22 protein-coding genes and 1 pseudogene are annotated in these 26491 nt (G+C 57.1%); 14 read left to right on the top strand and 9 right to left on the bottom strand.

What is annotated here, in order from left to right; all coding sequences use genetic code 11:
- The first annotated feature begins 30 nt into the window (after positions 1 to 30).
- Genes hisS through hisG form a run of 3 tightly spaced genes read left to right on the top strand, consistent with a single transcriptional unit; the run spans position 31 to position 3296 of the window.
- Positions 31 to 1518: a histidine--tRNA ligase gene (hisS, locus tag AC2FEB_RS01495; RefSeq protein WP_496670441.1), complete on the top strand. Its 1488-nt coding sequence runs from the start codon at positions 31 to 33 to the stop codon at positions 1516 to 1518.
- A gap of 3 nt (positions 1519 to 1521) precedes the next feature.
- On the top strand, positions 1522 to 2610 hold the full coding sequence (locus AC2FEB_RS01490; RefSeq protein WP_496670443.1) for an ATP phosphoribosyltransferase regulatory subunit: 1089 nt from the start codon (positions 1522 to 1524) through the stop codon (positions 2608 to 2610).
- Positions 2607 to 3296 carry an ATP phosphoribosyltransferase gene (hisG, locus tag AC2FEB_RS01485; protein ID WP_117873089.1) on the top strand — a complete coding sequence of 230 codons (690 nt, stop codon included), beginning with the start codon at positions 2607 to 2609 and terminating at the stop codon, positions 3294 to 3296. Before AC2FEB_RS01490 ends, hisG begins: the two co-directional genes overlap by 4 nt.
- On the opposite strand, the gene AC2FEB_RS01480 is transcribed toward hisG, so the two are convergent.
- Positions 3297 to 3728, bottom strand: a complete 432-nt coding sequence (locus AC2FEB_RS01480) for a DUF1489 family protein (RefSeq protein WP_496670446.1) — start codon at positions 3726 to 3728, stop codon at positions 3297 to 3299. It abuts the gene before it with no gap.
- 129 nt (positions 3729 to 3857) lie between these two features.
- Here AC2FEB_RS01480 and AC2FEB_RS01475 point away from each other — a divergent pair, with 129 nt between their 5' ends.
- Both AC2FEB_RS01475 and AC2FEB_RS01470 read left to right on the top strand, forming a co-directional pair.
- Complete coding sequence (locus tag AC2FEB_RS01475; protein ID WP_496670449.1) at positions 3858 to 6143, top strand: adenosylcobalamin-dependent ribonucleoside-diphosphate reductase; 2286 nt, start codon at positions 3858 to 3860, stop codon at positions 6141 to 6143.
- A 247-nt stretch (positions 6144 to 6390) separates the two neighbouring features.
- Positions 6391 to 6498, top strand: a pseudogene (locus tag AC2FEB_RS01470) (integrase core domain-containing protein); the annotation flags it as partial.
- A gap of 286 nt (positions 6499 to 6784) precedes the next feature.
- Here the strand turns inward: AC2FEB_RS01470 and AC2FEB_RS01465 are convergent.
- Both AC2FEB_RS01465 and AC2FEB_RS01460 read right to left on the bottom strand, forming a co-directional pair.
- Entirely contained in the window at positions 6785 to 7882 is a 1098-nt protein-coding gene (locus AC2FEB_RS01465; RefSeq protein WP_496670451.1) for a Gfo/Idh/MocA family protein, read from the bottom strand.
- Positions 7883 to 7894: 12 nt separating this feature from the next.
- Positions 7895 to 8605 carry a GntR family transcriptional regulator gene (locus AC2FEB_RS01460; RefSeq protein WP_496670453.1) on the bottom strand — a complete coding sequence of 237 codons (711 nt, stop codon included), beginning with the start codon at positions 8603 to 8605 and terminating at the stop codon, positions 7895 to 7897.
- 105 nt (positions 8606 to 8710) lie between these two features.
- Between AC2FEB_RS01460 and AC2FEB_RS01455 the strand changes: the two genes are divergently transcribed.
- From AC2FEB_RS01455 to AC2FEB_RS01430, 6 genes are read left to right on the top strand one after another with little or no spacing between them, the layout of a single operon-like run.
- Positions 8711 to 9865, top strand: coding sequence for an LLM class flavin-dependent oxidoreductase (locus AC2FEB_RS01455; protein WP_496883815.1), 1155 nt, complete (start codon positions 8711 to 8713; stop codon positions 9863 to 9865).
- On the top strand, positions 9865 to 10755 hold the full coding sequence (locus AC2FEB_RS01450; RefSeq protein ID WP_496670458.1) for an aldo/keto reductase: 891 nt from the start codon (positions 9865 to 9867) through the stop codon (positions 10753 to 10755). Before AC2FEB_RS01455 ends, AC2FEB_RS01450 begins: the two co-directional genes overlap by 1 nt.
- Positions 10755 to 11270 carry a flavin reductase family protein gene (locus AC2FEB_RS01445; protein WP_496670969.1) on the top strand — a complete coding sequence of 172 codons (516 nt, stop codon included), beginning with the start codon at positions 10755 to 10757 and terminating at the stop codon, positions 11268 to 11270. The genes AC2FEB_RS01450 and AC2FEB_RS01445 overlap by 1 nt, the downstream gene beginning before the upstream one ends.
- A gap of 53 nt (positions 11271 to 11323) precedes the next feature.
- Positions 11324 to 11911: a TRAP transporter small permease gene (locus AC2FEB_RS01440; RefSeq protein ID WP_496670460.1), complete on the top strand. Its 588-nt coding sequence runs from the start codon at positions 11324 to 11326 to the stop codon at positions 11909 to 11911.
- A complete protein-coding gene (locus tag AC2FEB_RS01435; protein WP_496670462.1) occupies positions 11912 to 13201 on the top strand; it encodes a TRAP transporter large permease in 1290 nt (429 codons plus the stop codon).
- Between the two features lie 24 nt (positions 13202 to 13225).
- The gene (locus tag AC2FEB_RS01430; RefSeq protein ID WP_496670464.1) at positions 13226 to 14287 is read left to right on the top strand and encodes a TRAP transporter substrate-binding protein; all 1062 of its coding nucleotides are present in this window, start codon (positions 13226 to 13228) and stop codon (positions 14285 to 14287) included.
- A 30-nt stretch (positions 14288 to 14317) separates the two neighbouring features.
- Here AC2FEB_RS01430 and AC2FEB_RS01425 read toward each other — a convergent pair whose 3' ends face one another.
- Positions 14318 to 14788 carry a tetratricopeptide repeat protein gene (locus AC2FEB_RS01425; protein ID WP_496670467.1) on the bottom strand — a complete coding sequence of 157 codons (471 nt, stop codon included), beginning with the start codon at positions 14786 to 14788 and terminating at the stop codon, positions 14318 to 14320.
- A 3-nt stretch (positions 14789 to 14791) separates the two neighbouring features.
- On the opposite strand from AC2FEB_RS01425, the gene AC2FEB_RS01420 reads away from it, so the two are divergent.
- Positions 14792 to 16075: a cytochrome-c peroxidase gene (locus tag AC2FEB_RS01420; RefSeq protein WP_496670469.1), complete on the top strand. Its 1284-nt coding sequence runs from the start codon at positions 14792 to 14794 to the stop codon at positions 16073 to 16075.
- 799 nt (positions 16076 to 16874) lie between these two features.
- On the opposite strand, the gene AC2FEB_RS01415 is transcribed toward AC2FEB_RS01420, so the two are convergent.
- The 5 genes from AC2FEB_RS01415 to AC2FEB_RS01395 all read right to left on the bottom strand — a co-directional run bounded on the left by AC2FEB_RS01415 (position 16875) and on the right by AC2FEB_RS01395 (position 23606).
- Positions 16875 to 17252 carry a hypothetical protein gene (locus tag AC2FEB_RS01415; protein ID WP_496670472.1) on the bottom strand — a complete coding sequence of 126 codons (378 nt, stop codon included), beginning with the start codon at positions 17250 to 17252 and terminating at the stop codon, positions 16875 to 16877.
- Between the two features lie 22 nt (positions 17253 to 17274).
- Positions 17275 to 17388: a sulfatase-like hydrolase/transferase gene (locus AC2FEB_RS01410; protein ID WP_496670475.1), complete on the bottom strand. Its 114-nt coding sequence runs from the start codon at positions 17386 to 17388 to the stop codon at positions 17275 to 17277.
- Between the two features lie 422 nt (positions 17389 to 17810).
- A complete protein-coding gene (locus tag AC2FEB_RS01405) occupies positions 17811 to 18827 on the bottom strand; it encodes a nucleotidyltransferase family protein (RefSeq protein ID WP_496670478.1) in 1017 nt (338 codons plus the stop codon).
- A gap of 87 nt (positions 18828 to 18914) precedes the next feature.
- Entirely contained in the window at positions 18915 to 22352 is a 3438-nt protein-coding gene (locus AC2FEB_RS01400) for an AAA family ATPase (RefSeq protein WP_496670481.1), read from the bottom strand.
- 9 nt (positions 22353 to 22361) lie between these two features.
- Entirely contained in the window at positions 22362 to 23606 is a 1245-nt protein-coding gene (locus AC2FEB_RS01395; protein ID WP_496670483.1) for a metallophosphoesterase family protein, read from the bottom strand.
- Between the two features lie 198 nt (positions 23607 to 23804).
- Between AC2FEB_RS01395 and AC2FEB_RS01390 the strand changes: the two genes are divergently transcribed.
- Both AC2FEB_RS01390 and AC2FEB_RS01385 read left to right on the top strand, forming a co-directional pair.
- On the top strand, positions 23805 to 24206 hold the full coding sequence (locus AC2FEB_RS01390; protein WP_496670486.1) for an XRE family transcriptional regulator: 402 nt from the start codon (positions 23805 to 23807) through the stop codon (positions 24204 to 24206).
- Between the two features lie 1311 nt (positions 24207 to 25517).
- A complete protein-coding gene (locus tag AC2FEB_RS01385) occupies positions 25518 to 26405 on the top strand; it encodes a LysR family transcriptional regulator (protein ID WP_496883814.1) in 888 nt (295 codons plus the stop codon).
- Positions 26406 to 26491 lie beyond the last annotated feature (86 nt).

Genomic DNA, 26491 nt, shown 5'->3' with positions numbered 1-26491 from the left:
GGAACAAGGAAACTCCCAAGGACGCCCCACATGGCCAAGCCCAAGAAACAGCCCCGCCCCAAGGCCGTAACGCCAAAAGGGTTCCGCGACTATTTCGGCCAGGAAGTCTCGCAGCGCACCGAGATGCTGCGGGCTATTGCGGATGTCTATCATCGCTACGGGTTCGACGCCCTGGAAAGCAGCGCGGTTGAAACCGTCGAGGCGCTGGGCAAGTTCTTGCCCGACGTAGACCGCCCGAACGAGGGCGTCTTTGCGTGGCAGGAAGTCGACGAGAATGACAAGGGCGACTGGATGGCCTTGCGTTATGATCTGACCGCGCCGTTGGCCCGCGTCTACGCGCAGCACCGCAACGATCTGCCGACGCCATATCGCCGTTATGCGATGGGTCCGGTCTGGCGGAACGAAAAGCCGGGACCGGGGCGCTATCGTCAGTTCTATCAATGCGATGCGGACACGGTTGGTACGGCCTCGATGGCGGCGGATGCCGAGATTTGCGCGATGCTGTCGGATACGCTGGAAACCGTGGGCATACCGCGCGGCGATTATCTGGTGCGGGTCAACAACCGCAAGGTTCTGAACGGCGTGCTCGAAGCTATGGGCTTGGGCGAAGACGCCGCCGCCCGAGACAACGTTCTGCGCACCATCGACAAGTTCGACAAGGTGGGTGAGCAGGGTGTGCGCGAGTTGCTGACCAAGGGCCGCCTGGATGCCTCGGGCGCCTTCATTGACGGTGTAGGGCTCAGTAAAGATCAGGCTGAACCGGTGATTGCCTTCCTGACATCTAAGGCTCTGGATACCGCCGGAACGCTGGCCAATCTGCGCGCTGCGGTGGGCGACAGCAAGATCGGTGCGGATGGGATCGCCGAACTGGAACAGATCGGCACTTTGTTGGATGCCGGTGGCTATGGTGCGGACCGGATCGAGATTGATCCTTCCGTCGTTCGGGGGTTGGGCTATTATACCGGTCCGGTCTATGAGGCCGAGCTGACCTTTGAAATCTTCGATGAAAAGGGCCGCAAACGGCAGTTCGGATCGGTCTCGGGCGGCGGCCGTTACGACGACCTGGTCAAGCGCTTCACCGGCCAGGAAGTGCCAGCGACCGGCATCTCTATCGGTGTCGACCGTCTGCTGGCCGCGCTGCGCGAAAAAGGCAGGATCGCCGCGCAGGCCACGGGTCCTGTAGTCGTGACCGTTATGGATCGCGACCGGATGGCCGACTATCAGGCGATGGTGGCGGAACTGCGCAATGCCGGTATTCGGGCCGAGGTCTATCTGGGTAACCCCAAGAACTTCGGCAATCAGCTGAAATATGCGGATAGACGGAACTCTCCGATTGCGGTGATCGAGGGCGGGGATGAAAAAGTCAATGGTATCGTCCAGATCAAGGACCTGATCCTTGGCGCCAAAATTGCCGAAAGCGCAACGCTAGAGGAATGGAAGGAACGCCCCAGCCAGTTCGAAGTGCCGCGCGGTGATCTGGTCTCGAAAGTGCGTGAAATTCTGGACAGTCAGGACTGACACATGCCCAACCGTTCACAGATACAGGCCCGCGCCGCGATGATGCGTGTCCGGTTTGAAGCTGCGGGTGCTCAGGTGGTGGACACGCCCCTGTTGCAACCGGCGGAAACGCTTTTGGATCTTTATGGTGAAGACATCCGGGCCCGCGCCTATGTTACGTCTGATGCGTTGCATGGCGAACAGATGCTGCGCCCGGATTTCACCATGCCTGTCGTGCAGATGCACATGAACGAAGGCGCTGAGCCCGCGCGCTATACCTATTCAGGCGAAGTGTTCCGTCGTCAGGAGCATGACCCCGATCGCGCCAACGAATACATTCAGGTGGGCTATGAGGTCTTTGATCGGGAAGACCCCGCCGGGGCGGATGCTGAGGTGTTTTCGCTGATGGCACTGCAGTTGCGTGGGTTGCCTCTGCGGGCGGCGACAGGGGATATCGGTATCCTCACCGCCGCTGTCGAGGGGCTGCGCACGACCGACCGTCGCAAGGCAGCGCTGATGCGACACCTGTGGAGACCGCGCCGATTCCGTATGTTGCTGGATCGGTTTGCAGGTCGCAAGCCGCCTCTGGAAGGGCGCAACGCGCTACTGGACGCAGCCGATCCGATGGCGTTTGATGCCCCTATGATCGGCAAGCGCCGCGCAGCTGAAATCGCAGCGCGGATCGAGGCGCTGCGCGAAGACCGCGATACCCCGCCGATTTCAGACAATGAACTTGCAGGGCTGGAAACGTTGCTGAACGTGCGCGAGACCATGCCATTCGCGCTGGAACAGCTGCGCGACGTGGCAGTGGACCTGCCGCAGATCACGCCCGCTCTGGACCGGTTGGAGGCGCGCGTGGCTGCGCTGCAGGCGCGTGGCGTCGATGTGGATCGGCTGGATTTCGAGGCCGCCTACGGCCGGACGTCGATGGAGTATTACGACGGGTTCGTATTTGGTTTTTACGCGGAAGGTCGGCCTGACCTGCCTCCGATCGCCACGGGCGGGCGTTATGACGCGCTGACCCGCCAATTGGGCAACGGGGACGAAATCCCGGCAGTTGGTGGTGTGTTGCGCCCCGATTTGATGCTGGAGATCGAGGAAGGTGCAGTATGAGCCTGAAACTGGGTGTGCCCTCGAAGGGCCGGTTGATGGAAAAGACGTTCTCGTGGTTCGAAAAAGGCGGCATCACCTTGTCACGCAGCGGGTCGGATCGGGAATACGCAGGCAAGGTTGAAGGGATCGACGGTGTCTCTCTGATCCTGCTGTCGGCGGGGGAGATCCCGCGTGAACTGGCGGCGGGGCGGATTCATCTGGGTGTTACTGGGATCGATCTGGTGCACGAGAAACTGCCGCGCTGGGAACAGCAGGTTGAAGAGGTTTCGCGGCTTGGCTTCGGCAAAGCTGATCTGATCATCGCGACCCCGGCGTGTTGGGTCGATGTCGATACGCTTGATGACCTGGACGCGGCAGCTGCTGCGTTTCGCAAGACCCACGGCCACCGGCTGCGGATTGCCACCAAGTACCACCGTCTGGTTAGGGAATTCCTGACAGAAGCGGGCGTGGCCGATTACACGCTGGTCGACAGCCAAGGTGCGACTGAAGGCACGGTGATGAATGAAACCGCCGAAGCAATTGCCGATATCACCTCTACCGGAGAGACCCTGCGGGCGAACCATTTGAAGATCCTCTCGGACGGTCTGATTCTGCAATCGCAGGCCACGTTGTGGCGCAGTCGGGTTGCAAAATATGACGCGGCAGAAAAAGCAGCCCTGTCCGAATTGCTGGGTCGGCTGCGGTAGTTACAGCACGCCTATTTCTGCCAGGGCGCGGTTCAGATCGTCAGGCAGGGCGTCGTCCTGCTCGCGGTTTTTGGGCAAATCGGCTGGTGTATCTTCTGGCTTGAGATAACGCCACCCCTGGAACGGGCGTTTCAGGGCGTTCTGGGTGCGGTATAGCTTGGGGTCCAGTACAATGGCACAGCGACGGATGCCGTCCTCTCCGATCACTTCATCCAGACGCAGGATTCGCTGCCGACACTGGATTACGCCTTTGATGACCCAGTAGATTGATCCGCCGTTGAGTATTTCGGCTTCGCGCTTGGGCCACATACGTGTGACGTGGCGTGGAAGGCCATCTGCGAACCGCTGGCGATAGCTGTCCTGCCAGACGATCAGCGAGTCGACGCTTTCCGACCCGACCGAGAGTTTTATGAGGTTTACGTAATTATCCACAGCTTTCCCACAGAGTCGTCCCGAGGATGATCTTTATATTGTAGCTTGGTTCCAGTTGTCATCAAGGTGTTGTGGTGAGCATGTGATTTGGGGTAGTCTGGATACCTCTTTCAGCACAGGGAATCACCAATGAGCCGCTTTGCCGCCCCCATCGCCGAGCAGATCTGGGATATGAAGTACCGCTTTAAGCAGGCGGATGGCACCCCCATCGATCAGACGGTCGAAGACAGTTGGCGGCGCATTGCCCGCGATCTGGCGCGCGTGGAAAAAGACCCGAAGCATTGGGAAGAGAAATTCTATGAGGCGCTGGAGGATTTCCAGTACCTGCCCGCCGGGCGCATCACTGCGGGTGCGGGCACCGCGCGGCAGGTGACACTGTTCAACTGTTTCGTGATGGGCACGATCCCCGACAGCATGGGCGGCATTTTCGACATGCTGAAAGAGGCCGCGCTGACCATGCAGCAGGGTGGGGGGATCGGCTATGATTTCTCGACCATCAGGCCGCGTGGCGCTGACGTGAAAGGCGTCGCGGCGGATGCCTCGGGGCCGCTGAGCTTCATGGATGTCTGGGATGCCATGTGCCGCACGATCATGTCGGCAGGCTCGCGCCGGGGCGCCATGATGGCGACCATGCGGTGCGACCACCCGGATATCGAACAGTTCATCACTGCCAAGTCTGACCCCGCCCGCCTGCGCATGTTCAACATGTCTGTGCTGGTGACCGATCCGTTCATGGAGGCGGTCAAGGCTGATGGACCGTGGGAACTGGTGTTTGGTGACAAAGTCTATCATACCGTTCAGGCGCGTGATCTGTGGAACAAGATCATGCAGGCGACATATGATTTTGCCGAGCCGGGCGTGATCTTTATCGATCGGATCAATCAGGCCAACAACCTCTGCTACGTTGAAACAATCGCGGCCACGAACCCGTGTGGCGAACAGCCGTTGCCGCCTTACGGGGCCTGCCTTTTGGGTTCGATCAATCTGGCGCGCCTGGTGTCTGAACCGTTTGAAGCAACCGCCCGTTTGAATGAAGAGGCCCTGCAAGAACTTGTCGCCACGGCTGTTCGGATGATGGACAATGTCGTTGATGCGTCAAAATTTCCGCTGGCCGAGCAAGAGGCTGAGGCGCAAGATAAACGCCGTATAGGATTGGGCGTGACTGGATTGGCGGATGCGCTGCTGATGCTGGGCCTGCGCTATGGCTCCGACGAGGCGGCGCGTCAGACCGAGCGCTGGTTGCACGCGATCGCGCGCGCCGCTTATCTGGCGTCGGTGGACTTGGCAAAGGAAAAAGGGGCGTTTCCCCTGTTCGACGCCGAGAAATACTTGGCCAGCGGCACCATGCAGCAGATGGATGACGATGTCCGGGATGCCATCCGCGAGCACGGTATCCGCAACGCTCTGCTGACGTCGATCGCGCCCACAGGAACGATTTCCCTTTATGCGGGCAACGTGTCGTCAGGGATCGAGCCGGTCTTTGCCTATGCGTATACCCGTAAAGTTCTGCAAAAGGACGGATCGCGCACCGAAGAAGAGGTGGTAGATTACGCCGTGCAGATGTGGCGCGACAAGTTTGGCGATAAGGATTTGCCCGACTATTTCGTGAACGCCCAGACCTTGACGCCGGCCGAGCATGTCAAGATGCAGGCGGCAGCGCAGAAATGGATCGACAGCTCGATCTCGAAGACGATCAACTGCCCAGAGGACATCTCTTTCGACGCCTTCAAGGACGTGTACATGCAAGCCTGGGATCAGGGCTGCAAGGGCTGCACCACCTATCGCCCGAATGATGTGACCGGTTCGGTTCTTACAGTTTCGGAAAGCGATGACAAGGTGCCGGGCGAAAGCGCGGATGCTCCGCACGAGGTGGATGGCGGAGACGTCATCTATATGTCCGAGCCACTTGACCGGCCGCAGTCGCTGGAAGGGTCGACCTACAAGCTGAAATGGCCCGACAGCGAGCACGCGATATATCTGACCATCAATGACATCGTCATCGGCGGCAGGCGGCGTCCGTTCGAGGTGTTCATAAACTCGAAGAACATGGAGCATTACGCCTGGACTTTGGCGCTGACCCGGATGATCTCGGCCGTATTCCGGCGGGGCGGGGACGTGTCCTTTGTGGTAGAAGAGCTGAAAGCCGTGTTCGACCCGCGTGGTGGTGCGTGGGTGAAGGGCAAATACATCCCGTCGATCCTCGCGGCGATCGGTGGCGTGATCGAGCAGCACCTGATCGCGATTGGGTTCCTCGAGGGTGAGGGCATGGGCTTGAAGTCCGACCCGCAGGCGCAGGTGGTTAACATGGACGCGCCGCGCGGCAAGGCCTGCCCGTCCTGCGGCCAGTACGACATGGTGATGATCGAGGGCTGCATGACGTGTCGCAGTTGTGGGCATTCGAAGTGTTCAGGTTAGTTTTCTTGGTCCAGTTATGAAAGGACGGGCAATTCAGAGCCGCTTTGGCTGAATTGTCTGTCACTTTTCAGGTCCGTTTCTGCCACTGCGACTTAAGTTATTGAAATCATTAAAAGTGAAATGCGCCGATCTGCGAGGGTCGGCGCATTCGTTTGGGGTCATACAATTCCCGGCCTCCACTTGAAGCCACCGAGAAAAATGATGTTTGTCTTTGGTATAAAAACGCATCTCTATATCCGCCGCAGCTGCGTTACGCGAAGCAAAAATCCTGATCGAACAACGGAGGAGACACTGCAAAACAAAACGCCCCCTTAGTGTTCTGGGCTATCGCCCGCCAGCGCCCGAAACCATCATCCCGGTGGATTACAGGCCGATGATGCACTTACAATCAAACTGGACCAGTCAGATGAGGCCGCACAGAGCCGCTGCTGCCAGAATTGCACCCAAAGTATTGCACTCAGTTCGGACCAGTTTCTGGGGTCAAGACCAAAGTCTGGCCTTGCCGCCCTATACTGCAACGAGCCGGAGTCGCTCCCTAAACCAATCAAACGCTCGTGGTCCAAATCGTTCGATGACAGACACTGCCTGCAACAATGGGTCTTTTTAGCGGTTGAAACCCGCACCCGTGACTCCGGCCCCAATCAATCGATTAAGTAAACCGTTTCACCAGTTTCTATTGCTTGTTGTGCCGCTTGCCCCATCCTAACGGCCCAGAGGCCGTCCTTCAAACTCACATCCGGTTTTGCCTTTTCGCCACGAAGCACGGCCAGGAACCCTTTATGCTGATAGTAGGTCGACCCATTGTGATCCCCGGCCGCCAAAAGGTTGGGGTCCACCGGAACGTCCATTGATACCGGACCTTTGGGATTGCGCGGGCTCAGGATCAACTGCGGCAGTGGCGGGGTTCCCAAATGATCGGGCCAGAATCGTCCGGGTCCGGGCACCAACGCCTCGATCTTGGCGTCCGGTCCGATGGCCGATATTTCTTCTTGATAGCGTGAGCCTTCGGCAAACATGCAAAGTTCCAACATCGCGCGCGCACCCGAAGCAAAGTCGACCAGAACATAGCCGTGATCCAGAATATCTGGTGTTTGACCGTCGTAACTCTCGTTCAAATGGTTCACCGCCTGCCCACCACTTGCCGTTATACGCACCGGATCGGATTGCAATATCAGACGCATCAGGTCGAAGAAGTGGCAGCATTTCTCGACAAAAGTACCACCAGTATTTCGGTTGAACCGGTTCCAGCTGCCGACCTTGTCCAAGAATGGAAAACGATGCTCGCGGATCGATAGCATTTTTACCCCACCTGTCGCCTCAGCCTTCTCGATCAGAGCAGCAATGGGGGGCATGTACCGGTATTCCATCGCAACCCAAATCGGGCAGGGATAGTCGCGCTGCAACTGCTCGAGTCGGGGCATGTCTTGCGGGTTGGTGAACAATGGCTTTTCTACCAAAAGCGGTAGTGGACGTGTTTCAGCGATTTCGCAGATCTGGTCCACATGAAGATGGTTCGGGCTGACAATGACGACGCAGTCCAGCTCTTCTACCGCCAGAAGCTCTTGCACGGAACCTACCATGGTTGCAGTTGGCGCAATTGCCTTAGCGGCTTTTGCCATCTCCTGATCTGGTTCAAAGATCGCAGCCACACTGGTGCCTTCCAGCAATCCGATATTGTGCAGGTGCTCTTGCCCCATCATTCCGCATCCAATCAGCCCGTAATTGATGGTCCGGGTCATGTGCGATTCCTTTTACTTCAGACGTTGAACGTAGTTGGCCCGATCCGGGTCGAACCATGTTTTTGAGAATTCAACGGGTTCGGCGCTTTCCGACCAGCTGAACCGCTCGATATAACCTACCGCTTGGCCCGCTGGTTTGGTGAAGTCTGGGGGCGTCCAGTCCGGTAGAGGACGGACCGAGACTCTGTCTTCGGCCCTTGCGATCCAAAAGCCCAATTGGTGCTGATAATAGCGATAGAGCGAGTCGGACAGCAGGCTCTGGTCGATTAGGCCGGCTGATTCGTCCAGCCAAATTTCTTCGACAGCGATGATTGTATCATTCAGGTAGCGCATCCGCCGGACACGCGAACCGGCATCAGAAGCACCGAATTTTGGCAGTTCGACTGGCTTCTTCAGATGGTCAACCGACAGGATATCTGCACGTGGCAGGCCACCTCCTTCAGGCAGTTCCAGCCTGAACATTGCATAGACGCTGTTTTGTGTGCCGGTCTCGCGGATGTAGTTGCCCGAGCCTTGGATACGCTCCAACATCCCCTTTTTTTCTAGCTCAGAGAGCGATTTTCGCAGCGTTCCAACCGAGACATTCAATTCCGCGGCCATCTCGCGCTCGGGTGGCAAACGCTCACCTTCAATAAGGCGACCAGCCGCGATGTCACGGATCAGAAGTTCCGCGATCTGAATATATACCGGCAGGGCATTTTGGTTTCGGTTGGACGCAGGCACAGTAGACGCTTCACTCGGCCGCAGGAAGAATTGATACACTATTGATCTACATCAAAGCGATTGCTACGCAAGAGGAAAGTCAAAGATGTACGGAGCGTGAATCAAATGAGCATCGTCCCCATCACATCCCCCGATCTGGATGCGGCCGAAGTTTCGTGGTTTGCCGCGCTGTGTTCCGATGATTACCAGTTCCTTGGCGTTCCCGATGGCGACCTGCGGTCGAGTTGGGAGCATTGCTCGAAAATTGTGAAAGAGGCCGAAGCGCAGGGTTTTCGCAACATCCTCTGCCCGTCCTCTTATCAGGTCGGTCAAGACACGTTGAGCTTTGTCGCCGGCTGCGCTCCGATCACCGACCGGATCAACCTGCTGGCCGCCGTACGCTGTGGTGAGATGCAACCGATCATGCTGGCCCGCACCATCGCAACGCTGGATCACATGCTGAAGGGGCGGTTGACGGTTAACATCATCTCATCCGACTTTCCCGGTGAGGAAGCCGACAGCGGGTTTCGTTATCAACGATCGCGCGAAGTGGTGGAGATTCTGAAACAGGCTTGGACGCAGGATGAGATCAATCATGCAGGCGAAGTCTATAACTTCTCGGGCCTGACCACTGACCCAGCCAAGCCATACCAGACTGGAGGGCCGCTACTCTATTTCGGCGGCTATTCTCCCTCCGCTTTGGATCTGTGTGGCGAGCATTGCGATGTCTATCTGATGTGGCCTGAAACCAAGGACCAACTGGCTGAACGGATGAAGGCTGTTCACGCCGTCGCTGAAAACTACGACCGCACGCTGGATTACGGCCTGCGTGTCCATATGATCGTTCGCGATACCGAGGCTGAGGCGCAGGAATACGCGGATTACATCGTCTCGAAGCTGGACGACGAATACGGTCGCGCCATCCGCGAACGGGCGCTGGATTCGACCTCGCTTGGTGTGGCGCATCAGGCTAGGAACCGCGACCTGGCGGATGAGTACGGCTATGTCGAACCCGGTCTCTGGACCGGTGTTGGCCGGGCGCGGTCTGGCTGCGGTGCCGCTCTGGTCGGATCAACCGATCAGGTTATGTCGAAGATCGAGGAATACCAGAAGATGGGCATCCGCGCTTTCATCTTCTCGGGCTACCCGCATCTGGACGAAGCCCGTCATTTCGGTGCCCGCGTGTTGCCGAACCTGAAAACCTGTTCCCTTCCCAAAGCTTACGGAAGGGTTCCAAATACGACCCCGGTCACACCGCTGGGCAACGGAGAACGCCGCTGATGCAACGTGTGAAACTATCTGACTCGCTGGAAATGAGCCGCCTTGTCTATGGCATGTGGCGGTTGGGCGACGACAGTGACACGTCCGCGGGCCATGTCGAGGCCAAGATTCAGGCCTGTCTGGATCAGGGCATCACCACCTTCGATCAGGCCGACATCTATGGCGGCTACCAGGCCGAGGCTGTGCTGGGCACGGCCCTGCGCGCCAATCCAAGCCTGCGTCAGAAGATGGAAATTGTCACCAAATGTGACATCGTCGCGCCGGTTGGCCGTTACGCGGATGCGAAAGTAAAATACTACGACACCTCGCGCGCCCACATTCTGAAATCGGTCGACACGTCGCTGTCGGAAATGGCGATTGACCACATCGATCTGCTGTTGATCCACCGCCCAGATCCCATGATGGACCACCATGAAACTGGAGCAGCTCTGGATGAGGTTGTTGCCAGTGGGAAGGTCGCCGCCGTCGGTGTGTCCAACTTCCGCCCGTGGGATTGGTCGTTGCTGAAATCGGCGATGAAAACGCAGTTGGTCACCAACCAGATCGAAATCTCTCTCGGTGAGATCAGCCCCTTCACCAACGGAGACCTGGCGTTTCACCAACAGCATGGCCATCCGTTGATGGCATGGTCGCCGCTGGGTGGAGGTCTGTTGATGGCCGGAAACCCACCGGTTGGGGTCGTCGCTGATGAAATCGCAGCCGAGTTCGGCGTGGATCGCGCCGCCGTCGCCGTGGCGTTCCTGCTGGCCCATCCGGCCAACATCCTGCCGGTTCTGGGCACCAACAGTATGGACCGGATCAAACGCGCCTCGGACGCATTGAAAGTCAAACTGGATCGGGAAAGCTGGTTCCGCCTGTACGAGGCGGCACTGGGGCACGAGGTTCCATGATGAACGCAATCTCAAAGGACATGACCCACACCTTCGTTCCTCAAAAGGACGACACCCGCACCTTGCGCGATGCCTTCGGCCGCTTTGCGACCGGTGTCACCATCGTCACTTGCGACAGCGCGGACGGGCCGATCTGCATCACCGCGAACAGCTTTTCGTCCCTTTCGCTCGACCCACCGCTAATCATGTGGGCCGGAGACCGCAACTCGCGCCGCTTCCCATATTTCCACAAAGCCCGTCATTTCAACGTCCACGTGCTGTCCTCGGAACAGGCCGAGCTGTGCTTCGGCTGCTCGAAAGACGCCTTTGCACTGCGGGACATCAACCACGAGCGCTGTGATAATGGGACACCGGTGTTGGCGGATTGCCTGGCTCGGTTCGAATGCGAACAGCACGCGTATCACGATGCAGGCGATCACGTTATTGTAGTTGGAAAGGTTCTCAAGGCCAGCATGTCGGATGGAGACGCGCTGACCTTCTATGCTGGGAAACTCGGCCAATTCGCGAAAGCCTAAGCGCGATTTGACGACCGTGGGACATACCCGCGGCTGAACAAGGGAGGATCCGCATGAGCGGACTGGCATCGGTGCTTGCGCCGATTGCATTCGTGAACGAAACCGTGCTGCGTCTGGGCCGCGCGGTTGGTGTTGTTGCGATTGCGCTCATGGTTATCGCAATTCTGATCCAGGTGTTCTTCCGATACGTTCTGGGTAATGCGCTGCCCTGGCCGGATGAGGCCGCGCGGTTCTGCATGTTGTGGATGACCGGTCTTATGGCGCCCACCGCCTTTCGGCGCGGTGGCTTTGTGGCCATAGACATGCTGGAACGCTTCCTTCCCCGCGTCATCGGCCAAACGCTGAATCTGTTCCTGCTTTTGATCGCGCTCTCCGTCTTGGTGGTCGCAGTCAACATCGGCTGGTCCGAAGTTACCGGCTTTGGCGGCAAATTCGCCACTGCCGCGCTGTATCTGCCCACCTCTTTCGCGTTCGACGAATGGTATCGCATTCCGCGCAGTTGGATGATGGCATCGCTGCTGGTGGGGATCATCCTGCTGATCTCGGTGAATATCGAGCTGATCCTGCGATCCTTCATCACTTTGCTGGGCGGCGGCCACCTGTTGCCCGAAATTCCCGATGCGGCAGTGGGGGCCGAATAAATGCTGATCTGGTTCCTGCCAACCTTCCTGATTTTCCTGCTGATCGGCCTGCCGGTCTTTTTCGCTTTGCTCGCGGCGCCCGGAATCCTGCTGTGGCTGAACGGCCAGACGAACGACATCACGCTGCTCTATCGCAATGTCTATAACGGCATGGACAGCTTCCCTCTGATGGCGATCCCGTTCTTCATGCTGGCAGGAGAGCTCATGAACCGAGGCGGCATAACTATCCGCCTCGTCGAGTTTTCCCAGGCTTTGATGGGCCACCTGCGCGGTGGTCTGGCGCATGTGAACGTCCTCAGTTCGATCCTGTTCGCGGGCCTGTCCGGTTCTGCCGTTGCTGATACCTCCGCGTTGGGATCAATGCTGATCCCGGCGATGGAGAAACAGGGCTACACCCGCAAATTTGCCGCCGCGATCACGGCGGCGAGTTCCGTGATCGGGCCGATCATTCCGCCCTCGGGCATAATGATTATCTATGCCTATGTGATGGGCGAAAGCGTGGCCGCATTGTTCCTTGCGGGTATCGTTCCGGGCGTGATGGTCGGAGTCGGTCTGATGCTGATGATCAAACTGATGGCCGACCGCTACGACTTCCCCGTCGCCAGCCGCAAATACACATGGTCCGAGCGGCGTCAGGCCAGTTTGAAGGCCTTCTTCCCACTTATGACACCGGTGATCATTCTGGGCGGTATTCTGGGTGGTATCTTCACGCCAACTGAGGCTGCGGCAGTCGCCGTGGGTTATGCCTTCATCATCGGTTTCTTCGTCCTGCGCACACTGACATGGAAAGAAGTTCCCGAGGTGCTCAGCAACGCAGGCATGACCTCAGCCGTTGTTCTTCTGCTGGTCGGCGCGGCAATGGCGTTCAAGACGGTTGTCAGCCTCAGCCATGCGCCGGAACAACTGGCCTCGCTGATCCTCAGCCTGTCAGAAAACCCGCTGATCCTTCTGTTCCTGATCAACCTGCTACTGTTCATCGTCGGCATGTTCTTGGACGCAGGCCCCGCGATCATCATCCTTGGACCAATCCTTGGCCCGATCTTCGCTAGCCTCGGCGTCGACCCGATCCATTTCGCCATCATCATGAGCGTCAACCTGACGGTCGGCCTCGCCACACCACCGATGGGTTTGGTGCTGTTTGTGGCAGCAGCCGTATCCCGCGAACGGGTCGAAACCATCGCCAAGGCGATCCTGCCGTTCCTGGCGGTCGAAATCATCGTGATCTTCCTGATCACGTATATCCCCGCACTATCCATGACGATCCCGAGGATAACGGGATTTGCCAACTAACCAAGTTCCACAGGGAGGAAACGCATGCTCAGAGACTTTATCAAAACCGCAGCGGTGGCCACATCGCTGGTGGCGGCGTCCGCAATGGCCGCGATAGCCGCCGACTATACGCTGCGCGCAACTGCAAATTCGAACGAAAACGATGAGGATTATGATGGTCTGATCGTCTTCAAGAATTATGTCGAATCTGCCTCGAACGGCGCGATTGAAGTCGATCTGTTCATCGGCACACAGCTCTGCTCGAACGGAGCCGAATGCTTGCAGGGCGTGGCAGATGGCACAATCGACATCTACATCTCCACTTCCGGCGGTGCCTCAGGCATCTTTCCCTACGTGCAGGTTTTAGACCTGCCCTATCTGATGGCCGATGATCGCATTGCCGAGCATGTACTGTCGGGCGACTTCACCCGTACCATGCGTGACATGGCGCTTGAGGATTCCGGTGGCGCAATCCGCCTGATGACCATCGGCAACACCGGCGGCTGGCGCAACTTTGCCAACACCCAGCGCCGGATTGCTGAGCCTGCCGATATGAAAGGTTTGAAAATCCGCACCGTGGTCGCCGATCTACCGCAGGAACTGGTCAAGGCGTTGGGCGCTTCGCCTACCCCGATCCCATGGCCGGAACTGTTCACCAGTTTCCAGACCGGTGTCGTTGAAGGATCCAAGAACGGCATCACCGACATTATGGGCATGAAATTTCCGGATGCGGGCCTGCAATATGTGACGTTGGACGGCCACGCCTATATGGGCGCACTGTGGTGGATGAACAACGCCAAGTTCCAAGAGATGCCTGAGGATATGCGCCGCGTCGTGGTCGACGGGTTCTATGCGTTGCAACAGGCCACTTTTGCTTCTCCCAAGCGCAAGTCGATTCAAGCCTATGAGGATTTCGTCGCCGGTGGCGGTGACCTCTATGTGCCGACACCCGAACAGAAAGCTGCGTTCAAAGAGGCCGCAACGCCAGTCTATGATTGGTTCCAGTCCAACGTTGCTCGTGGCGATGAGATCTTCGTTGCATTGACCGAAGCGGTTGCGGCGGCTGAGGCGGACGTCAACGCCGCTCGCGATGCGGACCTGAACTAAACGGAAGGGTCGGGCTTTACGGCCCGGCCCTCACCGAAACGGGTACATCCACCCTTTGTAGTCATTGACGAGAACATGCGCCCTTTCGATTTGCTCCGGCGACATTTTCTTTACCACTTCCTCAAGGCTGATCGCCGCGTCGGGGTCGCCGCCAATGGCGCTGAGCGTGTACCACATATACGCGCGCACCAAATCGGGCGCAGGTATGCCCAGACCCAATTCGTAGTACCAGCCAACGCCCGACTGCGCCCCCGGATGCCCCTTCATCGAGGCGCGCAGATACCATTCAAAGGCCCGTTCGTAATCCTGCTCGACCCCGAGACCCAGCCCGTACATCACGCCGATCAACTCCTCGGCCTCGGCGTTGCCCGAGCGAGCGGCTGGAAGAAGTTCCTCGCGTGCGGCTGCAAACTGTCCGGCTTCCATCATATCGCGCGCTTGCTCCAGTTCAGCCAGAGCCGGAGACGCAAAAACGCAAAGGGCAAAAACAAGCTGGCGCATGGGATGATTGCTCTCTCCTGGGTCGCGGCCGCTGCGGCACAGGATTTGCCGCACCCGCTGACAGATGATGACTTTATCCCCTTTGATATGGAACAGGCCGCCATCGGTCATCAACTGTTTTACGACCCGATCCTGTCCGGCAACCGCAATATTACCTGCGCCCATTGTCACCACCCGGATTTCGGCACCTCGGACGGGTTGTCGCTGGGCATAGGAGAAGGCGGGCAGGGATTGGGACCGGACCGCACACCCGGCACCGGGGCCGACAGAATACGCAAACGCATCCCCCGCAACTCACCGGGCCTATGGAACCTTGGGGCCAAGGACATTCACACCGTCTTTCATGACGGCAGGCTGAGCATTTCCAACGACTACGGCAACGGCTTCAATTCCCCGGCGCAGGAGTGGCTGCCCGAAGGCCTGAATTCTCTGCTTGCGGCACAGGCTCTGTTTCCCCTGACCTCACAATTCGAGATGGCGGGCAATGTGGCCGAAAATGAGGTCACGGGCGCGGTGCATGATCGTATTGACAAGGGCTGGCCGATTCTGGCGAAACGCGTCCGCACCGATCCACGCTATGGTCCGGCCATCGTCGCCGCCTTTGATGAGGTCGAGACGACCGAGGACATCACTATCACCCACGTCGCCAACGCTCTGGCCGCTTTCATGGCGATTGAGTGGCGTAGCACCGACAGCCCGTTTGACCACTACCTTGCGGGCGACACGAATGCCCTTTCAACAGCACAAATGGATGGGATGAAGCTATTCTACGGCGAAGCTCGCTGCTCCACCTGCCACACCGGACCGCTCATGTCAGATCAGAAGTTCCATGCATTGGGTTTACCACCCTTTGGGCCGGGTCGTACCCGGCAGTGGGATCCCTTCGTCCGGGATGTGGGCCGCATGGGTGAAAGCAACCGCCTGGAGGATGCTTACAGGTTCCGCACCCCGATGCTACGAAACGTTGCCCTGACCGCGCCCTATGGTCACAATGGCGCGTTCCCCGATCTTGAAAGCGTCATTCGCCATCATTTGGATCCGCAGGCAAGCCTCGACAAATGGACTCCTCAAATGGCTGCATTACCCGAGGTACCATGGTTACAAAAAACTGATTTCCTAGTTTGGGAGGACTACTATGAAATGGAACGTCAACGCGAAAAAAATGACATTGAACCGATCCAACTCACGGAAGTGGAAACCCAAAACCTGATTGCTTTTCTGCATTCGTTGACAGGTAGCAGCGTCGACTCGTCGAAATTCGGTGTGCCGAAGGGATTTGCTCCTTAATCATCCCTCACATCATCAAGGTACAGCCAGAGAAATCGCATCCTGCCGTCCTTCTTGTCTCTCCCTTCCGACGCGAGCGTGGAATGAAGTGATCCGTAGAAAGAAAGTCTCTGTAGAGCGGCGCGAAACAAAAATATTTACCCCTGATATGGTATCGGACCGATAAAATCTGACAAGACCAACATCAGTATCTGGGGCGCTGTTCTTGAGGGCGGCATATTTCCGTTACCATATGAATTCAATCTCGACCGCGCGTCTTTATCGCCACCCCCGGATACGAAAAACCACCAACAAAGCCGTCATACGCACTTGCTGATCTATCGGGTATCGATCAGGAAAGCATACTGGTGGGATGCTCTTGTTGCGCTTCGCATTTCTGAGTGCAGGTTTCAAATGTTGGCATTGTCCGCGATCTATGAGTCCGCCCCCATCATATTTTGCGTCTGCAGCAAATGTCCTTGCTTACAGGTCGCACCGCAGCGAAGCCCACCGACCAAAGGCAGCAATGGGCCGACTGCCCTCAAATGTGAGGAGCTTTCAAGTAGTGCTGTATCGCCTCTCGCTTCGGCTCAGGGCCCATTTCGCGTGGTTTCTGCTCTGTTGGGAATGGCTGGATTGTCTAGCCTTCGGCAGTTTTAATCTTCCACGCTTCAAGACGCCTGAGAAGCGAGAGGTCCCAATCCTGGACACCTGTCTTCTCTGTCCAGTTTTCGTGCTGCCTGACAAGTTTGAACTGGCCAAGTCTGACAGCAGAATTGCCCTCATGTTCAAAAAAGATTGGTTCTTCGCGGGTACAGTCCTATCCGCGAAACACGTCCATCAAAGATTGCCCTTGCATGGGTTGAATCGTGTGACCACCCACCTCAGATTGGTAGGCGCACCCCGACGCCTCCAGAATGGTGGGCAAGATGTCGGCCACATGACAGGCCGCATGCCCTTTAATCTTCGGTGCAATGCCTTTTGGCCAATGGGCAATGAGCGGGGTCGAGATGCCGCCCTCATGGACATAGTGCTTGAACAGGCGAAATGGCGCATTCGAGACATTTGCCCACGGATTGTCATCGCTCTGGTAGATCTGGGCATCACCCGGCATCACGTCCAGGCGGTTTCCTATTGTGATCTGCTGTCCATCCTGCGTCGTGTCCGGGAAAAATTTGGCCCATCCGTCTTCTGCCATGAACTCCGCGCAGCCGCCGTTATCAGACAAAAAACATGATCAATGTGTTCTCGAACTGTCCTATACTTTTCAACTCCGCGACCAACCTCCCAATCGATTGATCCATGCGGTCGATCATGGCCGCATAGGTGGCCATTTTGCGTGCCTCCCAATCGGTATTTCTCTTTGGTCCAAGGATGAACGTCTGCGTCGCGAGCTGAAATTTCCCAGTTCCTCTGGAATAAACCGATGTCGTTAACAGTCTCGCGCCGGGCTGTGCGCGTCGCGTCCGAGCCATTCGAATACACACCGTCATAGCGCGCGATTTCTTCTGGATGGGTATCGTTGCGGTATATTGCTGTAAAACAAAAGGCTCCGTCAGGGGCCTTATTTAATTGGTCGGAGTGAGAGGATTCGAACCTCCGACCCCTGCCTCCCGAAGACCGGTGCAGAGGGCCAAGCCATTGATTTTTGGGCAAAGGAGCCTTGTTTTTCAGGCTGCTTTGCCAAGCAAAGCAACTAAGACATGGTTCGACAGGTTCATTGAACCTAAGAGCACTGTCTACATGTGCGTTAATCCTACAGTTCCCGTAACAGCCGCTGCGTTTTCGGCATGCGGTCCAGACTGGCCTCAATTCTAGAACGCCACTTGGTGCCACGAGAGAGTGCGTCTTCGTAGGCGTCAACCAATTCATCCGGTCGATCCTGAGAAAGCACCTCTATTAGAAACGCGGCCTGTCGTCTGTCCTTTTCTGCTTTGAGGGCATTTTCACCGGGACGGCGACGGTCCGCGACGATCAACTTGTGGATGGCATAGCGTTCTGGCTGCGGGATCTGCACCAAAACGCCACTCCGGTAGGTTACAGCAGCGTTGATTGGCTCCGCGATGAGGTAGTTCAGATGGTGCAGCCCTTGCGCATCCACTCCCAAAGCGGGCAGTTCGCGCACATCCTCATCCTCACCAAATGATGGAGTGAGGAATTCTATAAGCGTGTCGCCTCGTGTCTGTTTCCAACGCCAGGTGCGTCCGGCCGTGAGACTGGGCTGCGCCATGAAGTCGAAATCGTGGAACACATCTTCCAGCGATGGTGATGCAGTGTCCTCCAGCACCAGCGACAACCTAGAAAAGCTGGCGATGTCGATGTCATCCGTGTGAGCGGTCATATCCATGTCGAAACGCACACCCAATTCACCTTCGTAGAGGCGGAAGGCGTGGGTCCCCACTATGGTGCCACCTAGACGAAATACGCCGGACGTTGCCATCGCAGAGAGCAGGCTGCCGGTGGCAGCGTCCAGACCCAGGAAACCTTCTGCTCTTAGGAGCCGCACGAGGCGCGCCCGGTTGCGGCGGCGGTCTTCCTGTTGGGCTTTCAAAGTTTTGTGCTGTTCCAGCCGGCCGCGCAGTTCCTCACAATCCTCTCCCAGGTAGTGCTTTTTGACATCGGAACCGACCCGGTAGGTGTCATACCAGTAGGTCCTGTCGTTGCGTTCGACTCGTGTGGGGGTGCCCCGGATGTCCGAAACGGAATCGTCTCGCAGTGAACGCAGGAGATCGTGATAAGCGGCATGTGCTATGGATGAATGGCGCGTGAACATCTTGGCTTCTACTGTGCTCAACGGATTTTATTTTTGTTGAACATAACATATGTTCAACAAAAAATAAAGATGTTGAACACCACGCTTTTAGCCCTGTAACTCGTGAATACACACAGATGGGCATATATTTCTCGCGATGTCGCAGAGATGCGCGTGATGAGTCAGGTAGATCACCTGGCCGCTTTTGCTCATCTCAGCTAGCAGGCCGAAGGCCTCGGCGGTGCGGTCGTCGTCGAAGCTTTCCATGATGTCATCGGCAATGAACGGCACTGGGCCGTTGTTGCGAGCAAACTCGTGGTAGCCTGCAATGCGTAGCGCAAGGTAGAGCTGAGCACGGGTGCCGTCTGAGAGTTGGTCAGCCTGTTTCGAGCCACCCCCAGCGGCCAGCGCCACCAATACTTCGCGGGAACCATCCGGCTGTGCGGCGAGGCCGGAATAGCGGTCCCGCGACATGATGCGGAAGGCTTCTGATGCGCGTTCGAGCATACCGCTGCGGTGAGTGTCACGATAGCTCCTGAGAGCGGCTTCGACTGCCAAGAGCCCCAAACGCTGCCGTAGGTGGCGCCGGGCGCCGTCCTCAATCTCAAGCAACAATGTCTGGCGTTGTTCTTCCAGACGGGCAACTGCGTCATCTCCACCGACCGCTTCGACGGCGTCTTCCGCCTTGCGAAAGTCGTCCTGTGCTTCTTCCTGCGCTGTGCGCAGGGTTTTCAAATCGGTCCGCAGGCTGTCGGCGCGTGCGGCGAGCGCATCGGCATCTAGATCACGCAGTTGCGCACGTGCTTTTTCGACTGTATCGCATCGCATTCCTGCACAGAGGTCTTCGGTCAGTTCGCGCTGAGTTTCACGCAGTTTCGACAGTTCCCCTGCTCGCGTGAGCGCATCGCGCGCTTCGGCCCAAACGTCGACTTCAAAGTGACGGGAAAACTCGACGGTCCGATTGCGATGAATCTCGGCTTCCTCTTCCAACTCCGAGAGGGCTTGTGTGGCCGTCGTCAAACGATCTGAGAGGTTGGCTCGCTGATCTTCGCGGCTCTCCGCTGCGCGCTGTCGCCGGGTGATGTCACGCCACAGATCAGTCGCTGGCAGATCGGAAGGCATTTCGAGGCGAACCGCCAAATCGCGAGCCTCTTTTTCAAACCTTTCGCGGTTGGATTGCATGGTCGTTATCCGGTGGGTCAGTTCACCGATGCGGTCCTGATGTTCACGTAGTTGGTCGAGCTCTTCGAGGATCGCACGCATCTCGTCGACAGCGGGCGGCGCGTCAGCCATCCAAGTGTCGGCACAGGCGGCTTCCCACTCCATCTGCCATGCGGCGCGCGCGCCGTCAGCCTCTAGTTTGTTGCGCTCACGTCTGGTCAGGTTCTGACGGGCCTCGGCTTCGGTCTCGCTCAAAGCCTCAACCTTAGACACCTGATCCAAGAGAGATTGAGCGGTTTCAAGGGCTAGGGCCAGGCTCGTATCTTTGGGTATTGCGCGGCCCGCCTGTGCGAAAGCGTTCGAAATATCCAAACGAGCCTGGGCGACGACCTGCACGCGCCGGGCAAGATCGCGCGCCTTGTCATCGTGTTTGACCAGGGCATCCTGTGCTATGTCGAGCTTGTCGAGCCAAGCGCGGAAAGTTGGCAGGTCGATGTCGGTGGGGAGTGCGGGGGAGACCTTGGCAGCGATTCCGGCAAGCCGTTTCGCCAGGTTTTTGCGCCGCTCCCTGGCCTCGGCCGATTTCACTTTGGCGGCGTCAACTTGTTGTTGGGCTTCGACCAACGCACGCTCGGCCTCGGCAGTCTTTTCGGCATGGGCGCGTTGATCCGCAAGGGTGGCAGTCACCTGGTCGTCGAGGCGCATCGCAACCTCAAAGCACTCTGCTGTTTTGTCCGTCAGATCCGCACGGTGGCGGGACCATTCTAATTCCCGACGTGTTCGCACTTGAGCTGCCTCTTCCAGAGTAACTACGGCAGTTGTTCCGACTGCATCGCGTCGAGCGAGAGCTTGGGTCACAGCGTGTTCTAGTTGCTCCAGCCAATCATCCGCCCGGTCGATCGCCCTATCAGCCTCGGCGATTTCCGCGTCCAGTTGCTCAAGAGCGGCGTCGTCTGGCGGAGTCAAACTCGCCAGTTCATCGTTGTTTCCCGTCCAGGGCGAAAGCGTAGACAGGGCTGATTTCAAACGCGCTTCCTTCTCTTCAAGCTCGGTGCTTACACGGTCGTGAGCGCCGACAGGATCGTCGCGGCGAAGGTTTTGCACCAAACCGGCCAGCCCACCCAAATTTGACACGCTGCCTCCAGCCTTACTTAAACGCCGCTCAGCGCGCTCGAGGTCATCTTTAGCAAGTTGCAATTCTCTAGTCGCAGAATCGCACGCGGTTTCCACACCAGAACTTTTTTCGATCAGCGCGCGCAGGCGCCCCAGGCTTCTTGCCTCGGGCAACAGCTTGGTCGGATCCGCCCCGACGTGCCCCAGTCGAGACAGGCAATCATTGACTGCTGCGGCCCTAGCATCGAGCTCTCCCCGCCGTTTGGGCAAGTCCTCCACCGCGGTGTCATGGGCCGATTTCAATTGTTCCGCCGCCTCGATGTCCTCGCGTGCTTTCAGAACCACCCCGTCGGGTGGGAGGTCGTTCAATTCGGCTACCAACCCTGCCACAGTCTTTTTCGCGGCCTCAAGCCGGGTGGCAATGGCGGTCTCCCTGCGGTCAAGTTCGGGAAGTTCGGCGAGCCATCCCTCTGGAGGTTCTGGTAGCGAACCGTAACTGGCGATCTCCGCCTCTAGGCGGTCCAGCCGCGGCAAAAGCGGTAGTGCTGCGATGTGGCGGTCGGTCTCGATTACTTCGGTCTGTGCAGCTTCTGCCGCCTCGCGCGCCTTGTGCCAGGCATCTTTGGTCCGATCGCATTCAGTTGATAGGCGAGCATACTCGGAAGCAGCAGTGTCCAATTCCTTAATCTGCCTTCCCAAGTCGTCGTAGGCGGCACAAAGATCGCGCAACGCACCCTTGCGTCCGGTCCTGTTCAGGAACCCCTCTGACTCTGCATTCAATTCGTCCAACTGCGCCGCCAAATCGGTCATCCCCGCGCTTGCCTGAAAAAGCAACTCACCGAGATCCCCCTTGCTGGCAAGGATGCTTTCGCCTCCTTCATCCAGGGTCTGTCGATTGAGTGAGAACATCGCCGCATAGGATGTGCGGTCGAGTCCTCGCAGACCGCCATGCAGCAGCGCTTCACCCAGCGGTTCACCGCTGGCGTCGAGCAGAGAATTGTCACGTTTCTTGACCCGAAGCAGTTCATGCGTCTGCCCGTCGATTTCTAGCACGGCCCCCAACTGCATCGACTGATAGGGGTGAATGAATCCCATGCTGCTTCGCACGGGGATCTGGAACAGCATGTCCAGCCAACCTTCGAGCAGGGTGGATTTCCCAGCTTCGTTTGCGCCGTAGATCACGTGCAGGTCGGGGTCACCGGGTGTTTGGACGGGAAACGAAAGGCTCAGATCAGTGAACTTGCCAAAACGGGTGAGGTCGAGCCGGTTCAATCGCATCGCTCAACCATCGGTCTCTTCGAGGCGCGCAAGAACCTCCATTGCGCCCTGCTGCATCGCATGGACAATAGTCGCGGCCGTCTCTTCCTGACTATCACCCAGGAGCGCTCGCAACTCACGTGGGATATACTTCAGCAAACGTTCCACGTCTTCCAGAACGGCCGGATCATCAGGGGGAAGACTTCGCTGCGTGATGATCTGAGCCAGTTCCTCTAACGCGCCTCCAGTGGACGCATTGCTGACGGCGGACAACGCAAGCTCGATCTTGTCGATCCAAAGCGTGCCGATCTGCTCGGCGACGTTCTGCGCCTCGGCGTGTAGCAGGTCGAGGTCACGACCCGCTCTCCAGGCCAATGGAGTTTTTCCAGTCAGCACTGGTCGGACGATCAGCTGCTCACCAGCGTGGTCACGCCGCGCTGTTTGCAGAGCATGCTTCAGCGCCTCAATTAGGTCTGGCCAGTCAGATAATAGGTGGCATTCCACCGGGAGCCGTTCGAACTGCGCCATCGCGAGGTGCCGTTCTTCTACTGCGACCAAACCGTCGTCGGCCACCGAAACCAGCGAAACCGACTTGTTCCCGGCCTCACCGATGTCGCGACCCTGCGGTATTCCGGGCATGACTACAGTTGTCGTGCCGGTGTGAATGGTCCGCCGGTGGATGTGCCCCAGCGCCCAATAGTCGAACCCGGTCGCTTGAAGTTCGGCCAGCGTGCAAGGTGCATATGGATCATGCCCCTGCGCTCCGCCGAGGGACGTGTGTAGCATTCCGATATTGAAAGCCCCCATCACCGGTGGCCCAAAACGGTCCAACAGAGTGTCGGGTGCATGGGGGTCACGAAATGAAACACCGTGAACAGCAACTGAATGATCGTTCCAGTCAGTCTCGACGACCTGTGCTTTGCCCGGGAACACCGTCACGTTTTCCGGCAAGACTAGCTCACCCGTGATCTTGGATGCCGCATCGTGGTTGCCGCGGATAATGAAAACCGGAATGCCCGCTGCGTCTAGGCGCTCCATCTCTAGAGCGAGGAACCGAGCAGTCTTCATTGATGTTTGACTGCCGTCATACAGGTCGCCGGCAATCAGCAGCGCCTGGACATCTTCGGTCACGCACAGATCGATCAGCCGCCTGAATGTGGTTCGGGTCGCATTTCCGACTACTTCGGCCAGCGCTTCGTCGCGCATGGCTAGAGACTTTAGCGGTGAGTCCAAATGAATATCTGCAGTGTGAACGAACCGGAAGGCCAAATTATTTCCCCGAAAAAACCCTATGGGAGAAATTGAAACTACGACGTCGTGACCGTCAAGGCAGAAGTATTGGGGATGCTAAGGTCAACGAGAATAAGGGAATACAGACAGCGTATCATTTCCCTCGGAATCCCCAATCACCCCTTCGCTATATCGAAGACGTGCAGCGCTTGCTGCGTCAGTTCTGAGAGGATAGCAATGACTAAGAAACCGCATGCAGACACCCAGATGTCGAGATATGTCGAGCGCCGGGTGCTCGAGCTGAAACCTACCAAGAGCCAGGCTGAGATAGCCGCGCAGGCTGGATACACCAAAGCCAACATGATCACGATGATCAAGCAGGGGAGCTCCAAGGTGGCCTTGGATCGCGTTCCGGCCCTGGCGCACGCTCTGGAAGCAGATCCGGCCTTCATGATGCAGCTCGCCCTGGAGCAGGCAATTGGTCGTACGGCGGCCGAAGCAGTCGTGGAGGTATTCGGAGAGCCCGTCACGGCAAATGAAGTTGGCTGGCTGCAAGCGATCCGTGAGGCTTCCAATAACACCGACCCCAGGCTGACGATCAGGTTACAGGCCGCGATCAACGCGATCTTTGGGAGGTGAAGTTCATGTCCGACCATGAGGAAGACCTAACACCCAATGAGCGCGCCTGGCTGCGCTTCCTAAGAGAGGTGAATAACAAGAAGGATCCGCGACCGACTTTGCGCCGGGTGCAGCTCCTTCGGCGCCTATGTGAATCTCGGAGAGCTAATAGGTAATCAGCATCGGCCCTGCGGTGAGGAATGGCTGGTTCGTCCTACCTCGCCGGATCCCGCGACAAAGTCAAAAGGTTGCTTAAGGTTGACAAAGGTTTACATCCGCCCACTTGGGATCGACGGAATGTAAACCTTTCGACCTCAAAAACCCCCCAAATCAGCACAAAGGGTTTACACTAAGTCTACATTAAGTTGACAGATCCGGGCCAAAATCGGGATTTTTCCAGAGAAATGTAAACCTTTGAACCAGAGAAACCCAATAAAATAGGACTCTCTGAAAACAACCCATCCGAGAACAGGCTAGAAAAGCTCACAGAGCGACGAAACACAGGCCAACTGACACCAGGCACGCGTAAGATAACGGACGTAACTCAGGCCTCACTAGAACGTGCCTGGGCTAATACTACGTAGAAAGCATATACACAGGTCTAGGCTAGCAAAGTCATTGAGCATCTCCAGAGACGAAATACCAACGATTGCTCATAGAGCGGAAATAGACAGATTTTTGCTTTAGCGATGAACACACCTCAGAGACAAGCACACTATAGAGAACCACTCTATGAGAGATACAAACAGGTAGCTCTTGTAGACAAAGCGCGAGTCTAAAGAGAAGAGGTGATCGTAGGGAGGAGTGCTCAAGTCCAGCACCAGACCTGCGCTTGTGTTTACCAGACTTTCTGTATGCTCCGTTGCTTCTATGTGCTCATTGGGAAGGCGGTAACTTGCGGTGTAGCGTAATGAAGGCTGCACTTCGAATGTATGTGTGCAATTTCTTTGGAAGGTCGTATGACGACTTCAAGAGAGAAGCTTCATTGAACCCTTGAGACGTCTTTCTGCATCTTCCGCAATCTCCCTAAGTCTTTCTTGCCGAGTTGGCTCACTAGCAGCGTCGCTCACTAGTTTGGCTCTGCATTTGACGGGGCAATCTGAGTTTTCATTGTTTGACGTGCTTGGAACATTTTCCGATGTATGCGGATTCTTAGGTTTTGCCATAGCGCCTTACTCCTAGCCTCAACGAAAATAGAGCGACGATTGTTTTCTGGCAATCGCCCGGAAATCAACGCCCGCTCGCCACCCCTTCGCACCAGTGACGCAGTCGTATAACTTGTAAGTCGTTACGCCCAACTGGGCGGCTCAAAAACTGCTCGGGGGCCTAGAGTTGGACAAACTATCAGTCATGCAAGCTTTTTGCCGTATCGTTGAACGCGGCAGCTTTGCACGTGCCGCGGAAGATCTTGGTGTCTCTCCTGCGCTGTTGAGCAGAGAAATCAAGCTTCTGGAAGAGAGCCTGGGAACCGTTCTTCTCACCAGAACGACGCGATCCATGTCACTGACTGACACCGGCAGTCTCTACTACCAAGATGCAATTGGAATACTCGACGCGGTCGAAAAAACGGAACAGACCATCAGGGAAGGTTCGAAAGCGGTTCGTGGGCATCTTCGGGTGAATGCGTCAAGTTCCTTCGGCCAGACCGTTATCGCACCGATGCTCCCGGAGTTTCTGGAAACCTATCCTGATCTGCGATTTACTCTTTCGATGGACGACAAGGTGATCAATATGGTCGAGGGCGGGTTCGATCTATCGATACGTATCCGTGCTGCCATGCCGGATTCGGCACTTGTTGCCCGACGGATCGGCGTGATGCGGCAAAGAATATTTGCGTCTCCTGACTATTTGGAGCGATGTGGGACGCCGACCCAGCCGGCGGATCTGAAAACCCACGCAATCATCGGCTTTTTGCTTGCTGATCATTTGACGAGTTGGAAGCTCTCTGCCGCCGACGGCGTCACATCATTGGAACTTGATCCGCGTGTGAGGGTCGGCAACAGCCTCGTTTTGCGGGATCTATTGATAGCGGGGCAGGGTATCGGAACTCTGCCCGAATTTGTTTCTGACGCTCCTAAAGCCAGCGGAGCCTTGGTGAGAGTTCTTCCTGACCACGAACTGCCCGCGCCGGAAGTATTCGCCGTTACGGCATCTCGCTTGGGAATGGACGCCAAGGTCACAGCCTTTCTTGATCATCTGCGCCTGGCTCTCAGATCGTGACATTGTTCAATACAGGTAAAGAGTGATGTCAAACAGCGCGACTTAATTGGCGGCGCAACAAATTCCATTCTCTCAGGGAACAAGTC

This window comes from Ruegeria sp. YTSC106, from assembly GCF_059609765.1.
Note: the sequence above shows the minus strand (reverse complement) of the source record. Positions and strands in the feature narration are given on the sequence as shown.

Bases quoted from the DNA above. Each gene is read 5' to 3' on its own strand.
- hisS (WP_496670441.1), top strand. From the start codon at position 31: ATGGCCAAGCCCAAGAAACAGCCCCGCCCCAAGGCCGTAACGCCAAAA.
- AC2FEB_RS01490 (WP_496670443.1), top strand. From the start codon at position 1,522: ATGCCCAACCGTTCACAGATACAGGCCCGCGCCGCGATGATGCGTGTC.
- hisG (WP_117873089.1), top strand. From the start codon at position 2,607: ATGAGCCTGAAACTGGGTGTGCCCTCGAAGGGCCGGTTGATGGAAAAG.
- AC2FEB_RS01475 (WP_496670449.1), top strand. From the start codon at position 3,858: ATGAGCCGCTTTGCCGCCCCCATCGCCGAGCAGATCTGGGATATGAAG.
- AC2FEB_RS01465 (WP_496670451.1), bottom strand. From the start codon at position 7,882: ATGACCCGGACCATCAATTACGGGCTGATTGGATGCGGAATGATGGGG.
- AC2FEB_RS01455 (WP_496883815.1), top strand. From the start codon at position 8,711: ATGAGCATCGTCCCCATCACATCCCCCGATCTGGATGCGGCCGAAGTT.
- AC2FEB_RS01450 (WP_496670458.1), top strand. From the start codon at position 9,865: ATGCAACGTGTGAAACTATCTGACTCGCTGGAAATGAGCCGCCTTGTC.
- AC2FEB_RS01445 (WP_496670969.1), top strand. From the start codon at position 10,755: ATGAACGCAATCTCAAAGGACATGACCCACACCTTCGTTCCTCAAAAG.
- AC2FEB_RS01440 (WP_496670460.1), top strand. From the start codon at position 11,324: ATGAGCGGACTGGCATCGGTGCTTGCGCCGATTGCATTCGTGAACGAA.
- AC2FEB_RS01435 (WP_496670462.1), top strand. From the start codon at position 11,912: ATGCTGATCTGGTTCCTGCCAACCTTCCTGATTTTCCTGCTGATCGGC.
- AC2FEB_RS01430 (WP_496670464.1), top strand. From the start codon at position 13,226: ATGCTCAGAGACTTTATCAAAACCGCAGCGGTGGCCACATCGCTGGTG.
- AC2FEB_RS01425 (WP_496670467.1), bottom strand. From the start codon at position 14,788: ATGCGCCAGCTTGTTTTTGCCCTTTGCGTTTTTGCGTCTCCGGCTCTG.
- AC2FEB_RS01420 (WP_496670469.1), top strand. From the start codon at position 14,792: ATGATTGCTCTCTCCTGGGTCGCGGCCGCTGCGGCACAGGATTTGCCG.
- AC2FEB_RS01415 (WP_496670472.1), bottom strand. From the start codon at position 17,252: ATGGCAGAAGACGGATGGGCCAAATTTTTCCCGGACACGACGCAGGAT.
- AC2FEB_RS01410 (WP_496670475.1), bottom strand. From the start codon at position 17,388: ATGGCCACCTATGCGGCCATGATCGACCGCATGGATCAATCGATTGGG.
- AC2FEB_RS01405 (WP_496670478.1), bottom strand. From the start codon at position 18,827: ATGTTCACGCGCCATTCATCCATAGCACATGCCGCTTATCACGATCTC.
- AC2FEB_RS01390 (WP_496670486.1), top strand. From the start codon at position 23,805: ATGACTAAGAAACCGCATGCAGACACCCAGATGTCGAGATATGTCGAG.